This is a genomic window from uncultured Veillonella sp., from assembly GCF_934190855.1.
Taxonomy (GTDB): Bacteria; Bacillota; Negativicutes; order Veillonellales; family Veillonellaceae; genus Veillonella.
Genome location: NZ_CAKPTN010000092.1, coordinates 1 through 6,514 on the forward strand (window position 1 = coordinate 1; position 6,514 = coordinate 6,514).

General features: G+C 37.5%; 6 protein-coding genes and 1 pseudogene. All 7 read left to right on the top strand.

What is annotated here, in order from left to right; translation table 11 throughout:
• Positions 1–214 (top strand): annotated as a pseudogene (locus Q0F90_RS06250) (hypothetical protein); the annotation flags it as partial.
• 37 nt (positions 215–251) lie between these two features.
• Positions 252–1,805: an LptA/OstA family protein gene (locus Q0F90_RS06255; RefSeq protein WP_296004211.1), complete on the top strand. Its 1,554-nt coding sequence runs from the start codon at positions 252–254 to the stop codon at positions 1,803–1,805.
• Positions 1,806–1,818: 13 nt separating this feature from the next.
• A complete protein-coding gene (gene galU / locus Q0F90_RS06260; RefSeq protein WP_296004212.1) occupies positions 1,819–2,682 on the top strand; it encodes a UTP--glucose-1-phosphate uridylyltransferase GalU in 864 nt (287 codons plus the stop codon).
• Positions 2,683–2,921: 239 nt separating this feature from the next.
• Positions 2,922–3,488 carry a hypothetical protein gene (locus Q0F90_RS06265; RefSeq protein WP_296004213.1) on the top strand — a complete coding sequence of 189 codons (567 nt, stop codon included), beginning with the start codon at positions 2,922–2,924 and terminating at the stop codon, positions 3,486–3,488.
• Between the two features lie 8 nt (positions 3,489–3,496).
• Positions 3,497–4,009, top strand: coding sequence for a biotin transporter BioY (locus Q0F90_RS06270; RefSeq protein ID WP_296004214.1), 513 nt, complete (start codon positions 3,497–3,499; stop codon positions 4,007–4,009).
• A 60-nt stretch (positions 4,010–4,069) separates the two neighbouring features.
• Positions 4,070–5,176 (top strand): thiolase family protein, encoded by a 1,107-nt coding sequence (locus Q0F90_RS06275; RefSeq protein WP_296004215.1) that lies wholly within the window; start codon positions 4,070–4,072, stop codon positions 5,174–5,176.
• A gap of 1 nt (position 5,177) precedes the next feature.
• A complete protein-coding gene (locus tag Q0F90_RS06280; RefSeq protein WP_296004216.1) occupies positions 5,178–6,473 on the top strand; it encodes an AMP-binding protein in 1,296 nt (431 codons plus the stop codon).
• Positions 6,474–6,514: the final 41 nt, after the last annotated feature.

Consider the following 6,514-nt stretch of genomic DNA (forward strand, 5'->3'; position numbering starts at 1 on the left):
TGTTATCGGTGGTGACGGTTTAGCGCATAGCGATGATGAATTAGCAGATGCAGTAACTGTGTCAAATGCAACTGGTGAAACTGAAGAATATGTAGAAAACAACGGTGCTGAAGAGAATGAAGCTGTAGTTGAAGAAACTACTGAGGTTGAAGAACCAGAAGAAGTGGTGGAAAATGTATCTCAACCTATCGTTGTTGTAAAACGCAATCAATAATTAACAAATTCTTAAAGCAAGAGGAGTTCTAGTAACCATGAGGAAACGTAAAGTACAATGGCTGGCAGCGGCATGTGTGTTTTGTTTAGCACAACCTGTTTGGGCCGCTACGGAGTCAACCACGGTATATCAAGATCAATTGGATAGCGTAGGTCAGTCCTATGCTGGAGAAATCTCTAAAGCATCTACACCTGAACATAGCAATATCCGTGTTGTACGTCGTGGTGAAAAAGAAAAATCTGCTGCGCCTACAGAGAAGTTGCCAACTCGTATTGATGCAGACAAAATGTTTTATAGTGGTTCTACAGGCAATGTATATGCACAAGGTGATGTAGTAGTTACGCAAGGTAATCAAACCTTGATGGCTCCTCGTATTGAAGGTAATACTAAAACTACGGAATATCGTACCGTTGGTGGTTACCGATACTTAGAAGATGGCGGTAAGACAAAAGATATTACAGGTCAAAATATGACGTATCGCACTAGCGACCGTCATTTTACAGCTGACCAAGCGATGGGCTGGACAGATCCGTTTTATGTAAAAGGACAAAATACTACATTTGATGGTCAAACAGGTCATATAGAAAAGGGTATGGTAACTACCAAGCATGCGATGGCTTTTGTTCATACTCCAGATTATCGTGTGGAAGGTCAAGATATCAAAGTGTATCCTGGTGACAAAGTGATTATCAAAAAGCCATCCTTCTACATTAAAAACTTTAAAGTTTTATCTTTGCCATCTTATACAGCGTCTTTGCGTCATGATAAAGAAAATAAATTTAGTATTTTCTCTTTAATACCAAAGCCTACGTATAATAGTGATAATGGTATTGGTTTACATGGTAGTACAGAATATCCAATTGGTAAGAGCGGTGAAGCTTACCTTGATTACCGATGGTATTCTAAAGCTGGTTTTAAACCACAGGTTGGGTATCGTCATTACTTACCTTGGGGTACTGCTTCTATTGGTTACAGTAAAGAATCCAATGAGTATAATGATAAAACCGTATGGATTGAAAAAATTGGTGAAGTTCGCTTAGATACGCATACGTACCATGTAGGTAAATCTCCGGTCACAGTGCGTGGGGGCGTTAATATTGGTTATTGGAAAGAGGATGCTGTAAAAGGTTCTCATAAGGAATATTATGCAGAAGTATCTCACGATCCAATTAAACTTGGTAAAAATGCTGATTTACGCTTCTTAGGCGGTTACCAACGCGACTACTACGGTTATGACGGTTCTATTCGTAGCATGCCTTATTGGGGGGCTAGATTCCAATCTAAAGCTGGCAATCGTGCTAATGTTTGGGTTAGCTATGATCAAAGAAATATTTCTTATAATAACTCCCCATATCGATTCGATACGACAGAGCTTCCTAAGGAGCTTGTTTATGGTGGTTCTTATAAATTAACTCGTCTAGATGATATTTCTGTAAGTGTTAAAAACAATATGATGAGTGGTGATATTGATTCTATCTACTACACATGGCATCGTGACTTACACTCCTTCGATATGTACTTAACATATAAGGATGGGCATAAAAACAGAGATAATCAATGGAAGATTAAATTTGTAGGTAAAGACTTTTAGTTAGGAGACTATTATGCAACCCATTAGAAAAGCCGTAATTCCTGCAGCTGGTTTTGGTACGCGTTTCTTGCCAGCTACTAAGGCACAACCAAAGGAAATGCTTCCTATCGTAGATACGCCTGCTATCCAATATATTGTGAAAGAAGCTTTGGATTCCGGTATTGAAGAAATCCTAATCATTACAGGTCGTAATAAACGCGCTATTGAAGATCATTTCGACAGTAGTGTTGAACTAGAATTATTGTTACAAAGCCAAGGTAAAAATAAACAATTGGCGATGATCAAGGATTTAGCGGATATTAAGGTTCACTTTATTCGTCAAAAAGCTCCTCGTGGTCTTGGTGATGCCGTGTTGTGTGCTAAAGCATTTATTGGTGATGAACCATTTGCCGTATTACTTGGTGACGATATTGTTTATAACCCAGAAAAACCATGCTTGAAGCAATTAATCGATTGCTATAACGAGCATCCTGGTATTATCTTAGGTGCTCAATTTGTACCTGAAGATAAAGTTAGCTCTTACGGCATCGTATCTGGTGAGGCTTTAGCGGATAATTTATATCGCGTTCATAACTTGGTGGAAAAACCTAAGCAAGAAGATGCTCCATCTCAACTTGCTGTTTTAGGTCGTTATATTTTGACACCAGATATCTTTAACATTTTGGAAGATACTAAACCTGGTGTAGGCAATGAAGTTCAATTAACAGATGCCTTAGCAGCGTCTAAGACTGATACCTATGCATTGGCCTATGAAGGCATTCGCTATGATACAGGTGATAAATTAGGTTATTTGAAAGCTACTGTTGAGTATGCATTGCGCAATGAAGAGTTAGGTGATAACTTCAAGGCATACTTGAAAGAGCTAGATATTAAATAATAAATCTGTAAGATTTAACATTATAAAAGAACCTATGAAATATCTGAACTGCACCTCTAAAAATTGTGTCCAATTTTTGGGGTGCAGTTCAATCATGGGTTCTTTTTATTTTGGTAGTATTCTAGGCTAATCTAGATATATATTTTATATTTGTTAACAAATGGATAATGAGTTTTGTTGACGAATGAAATGATGTTGATTATAATCAATTTATTGAATAAATAAAGGAATGTGATTATATGAGAACATTATTTAAAGCATTATGTAATAATGACTTAGATCTGCCAGGACATAGCGTTATCAAGCATATGCATTATGATTCTTCCGGTAGTGATGAAACTATATGTAAGATATTATATCAAGTTGCTAAAACTACCACCGTCGGTATTATGGATAAATCAGGATTCTTGATGGTTGATTTACGACCAGTGCCGAAAGAATTCAGCATTCGTGCTACAATACATCAAGAGGAAATAAGTGGTACTATATCATTCCCTAAGAAAGATGTAGTACAATTTGTAAATGATATTAATGATACGAATCCAATTCATAGAGAAGATCCTTATGTTGTTCCTGGTTGCATGATTCTTGAAACATTATGGAACTATTGGAATATTAGTAAATCTGCTCTTCAAATGGCAATTTACTTTCATGCTCCTGTCATTGCAGAGGATCAGGTGACTTTGGTTGAGATTCCTGAAGATGCTCATGTAGAAGGTTATGTAGGCGACACATTAGCATTTTCTGCTACGTTTTTTGGTGAAAATGAAAATTCTACATCTTTGAAACAAAGATCTATTAGTTAGAGGTAATTATGGAAGCAAGACGTTTAACAAAAATGGCTTTATTAACAGCCCTATTATGTATTTCAGCATATATTTCTTTCCCGTTGCCATTTAGTCCTGCCATGGTAACGGCATTGACTTTGGTAGCTACATTAACTGGTTTATTGTTACAACCGAAAGATGCGTTTGTTGTATTTATCATTTACGTTTTACTTGGTGCTGTAGGTTTACCAGTATTCGTTGGTGGCACAGCAGGTCTTGGCAAATTATTAGGACCAACAGGGGGCTTTATCTTCTCTTGGCCAATAGCTTATACATTATTAAGCGTATTCAAAGGTTCCAAGAAGAGCTTTTTCTCTTATGCATGGCGTTCTATTGTAATTACAATTCCTGTAGTGTACCTATTTGGTGTAGCAGGCTTTATGATTGTTACAAAAACAGAACTTTGGGCAGCGTTGCCAGTAGTAATGTTCCCATTCATTCCAGGGGACATTGTAAAATGTCTCGTTGCTTCTTGGTTAGCAACTAAAATTAAAATTTAGAACCTAATAAAAGGGGCATTCCTCGGGATGCCTCTTTTGCTTTTACTATAAGGAGTTTATATGTCAGTATATATTCACGGCGGCCTTCGCAGCCCTATTGGCGTTTTAAATGGGCAATATAAACATATGAGACCTGAAATATTAGGGGCTCAACTCATTGACGAATTAATGAATCGTCATGCTATTTCACAGGTGGACGGGATTTTTTGTGGCAACGCAGTTGGCACAGGTGGTAATATAGGTCGCCTCATGGGTCTCATGTCTAATTTACCTAATTCTGTTCCTGCTATTACCGTAGATATGCAATGTGCATCGGCATTGATGAGTATTGAAATGGCCTATACACATATTGCCGCTAGTATTATGGATACAGTTATTGCTGGTGGTATTGAAAGCTCCTCCTTACAGCCAGACCGAATCTATGCGTCTGGTGATGATCGAGAAGGTTTATATAAGGTTGCTCAATTTACCCCTCAAGATCAGTCGCCTTTTGCTATGCTTGAAGGAGCAGAGCGGACGATACACAAGCATAATGTTATAAAGGAAGATTTATATCCCTACATTATTGGCAGTCACAAACGCGCTTCTGAAGCTTTAAATAATCCGCATTTGAAATCTTACATTATGCCTATTACCATCGATGGCAAAACATGTGTAGATGAATGTATTCGGCCTAAAATGAATGAGAAACTATTATCACGGATGAAGCCTTTATTAGGACCTGATTCTATTACAAATGCGGGTAATGCTTGTTTAACCCATGATGGAGCTGCCTTTATATATCTATCTAATAAAAAAGGCCCTTTTAAAATTCATAGTGTCCTGCCTTGGGCAGGAAATCCTCAGTTTAGTCCAGAAGGTGCTTTAGAAAGTACAGAAGTCATTTTAAAACGGACTGGTTTAACTATGGATGATATAGATGTAGTGGAATGGAACGAAGCCTTTGCCATCATTGATGTACTCTTTAATAAAGCCTATCCTAATCATATGGGGAAATACAATAAACTAGGTGGAGCTTTAGCCTATGGACATCCTTATGGCTGTTCTGGCGCTATTTTAGTGCTTCATTGTATGGCTGCCTTAGAGTCTTGTAATGGTAGATATGGCTTATGTGCCATTGCAGGTGCAGGGGGAACTGGTACAGCTTTGATTATGGAGCGTATGTAATATGACAATTATTGAACGCTTACAACAATATAAAGACTTAGAACCACATAAAATTGCTCTTGTAGTAGATGATGAACAGTATACTTATGGCGAACTATATGATGCAATCCTATCATCGGATATTAACACTATAAGTCGAACTGTGGAGCTTACCTTAGGTAAAGAGGCTGTAAAAAACAAAGTTCTTTTAATTCAAAATCAATCATTTAGTGAACAACTTGTCCAGTGGCTCAGTTCATTGTATAAAGGGGACATTCCCATGGTATGCCATAATGAAATGGATACAGATTATATAGATGAATTGGCCTGTGTTATAAAATCTGACGGTGTACCGCTATCAGCTGATTTTGGCGTGCTTACATCGGGGACTACGGGGCATCCAAAACCTTTGTGGCGTAGCGAAAAATCATGGAGTGAGTTCTTTGATATCCAAAACAATATCTTTCACATAAACAAAGATACAAAAATTTTTTTACACGGCAGTTTTAGCTTCACTGGTGTTAGTAATATGGTTATCGCCGTGCTATGGTCTGGTGGAACTGTTGTTACAACGAGTTCGATGCGCCCCAATCGATGGATCCAGCTTATCGAGAAATATCATGTAGACCATATATATGCATTACCAACAAAATTACGATTATTAGTTCGTCATTGCAAAAGTAAATTAGACTCTATTAACTATATCATTGCTGGCTCTCAAGTGCTGGATTGTCAGTTGATGGAGCAGCTAGAATTAAAATGCCCGAACATGGAGTTTATTCTCTATTATGGTGCATCTGAGCTTAACTATATAACATATTGTACAGGTAAAGAGTGGTTACATAGAGAAGGCACAGTGGGAAGACCGTTTCCATCTGTCCAAATTGAAGAGCAAAACGGCATCATTTACGTAACCACAAAATATCATATTGAAGGCATACCAGATACATATACTGTAAATGATTGCGGTTATATAGATAGCGATGGATATCTCATGTTTAATGGGCGGCAAGGAGATGTCATCAATAAAGGGGGCTATAAAATTTCTATCCCCGAAATGGAATTGTATTTGCAATCCTTACAAGGCGTTTCTGAAGTTGCTGTTGTTACGATTACTGATGATATACGAGGGGAAGACTTTGTTGCTTATATGGTGTTAGAGGATACCGCTGAATTAAGTAAAATTATAGAACTCATTCATCATGAAAGACCTTCTGTAGAGTGGCCAAAAGCAATACTAGAAATTCCTATGTTACCTCTTACAGAATGCTCAAAAGTTGATAAACGAAAGCTAAAAGAGTGGTATAATAAAGGGTAATCGTTTTTTCTGTTATAAGGAGGCATCATGCAGATTAATAA

Excerpts from the sequence above, each read along its gene's own strand:
- Q0F90_RS06275 (WP_296004215.1), top strand. The coding sequence starts at position 4,070 with ATGTCAGTATATATTCACGGCGGCCTTCGCAGCCCTATTGGCGTTTTA.
- Q0F90_RS06265 (WP_296004213.1), top strand. The coding sequence starts at position 2,922 with ATGAGAACATTATTTAAAGCATTATGTAATAATGACTTAGATCTGCCA.
- Q0F90_RS06270 (WP_296004214.1), top strand. The coding sequence starts at position 3,497 with ATGGAAGCAAGACGTTTAACAAAAATGGCTTTATTAACAGCCCTATTA.
- Q0F90_RS06280 (WP_296004216.1), top strand. The coding sequence starts at position 5,178 with ATGACAATTATTGAACGCTTACAACAATATAAAGACTTAGAACCACAT.
- Q0F90_RS06255 (WP_296004211.1), top strand. The coding sequence starts at position 252 with ATGAGGAAACGTAAAGTACAATGGCTGGCAGCGGCATGTGTGTTTTGT.
- galU (WP_296004212.1), top strand. The coding sequence starts at position 1,819 with ATGCAACCCATTAGAAAAGCCGTAATTCCTGCAGCTGGTTTTGGTACG.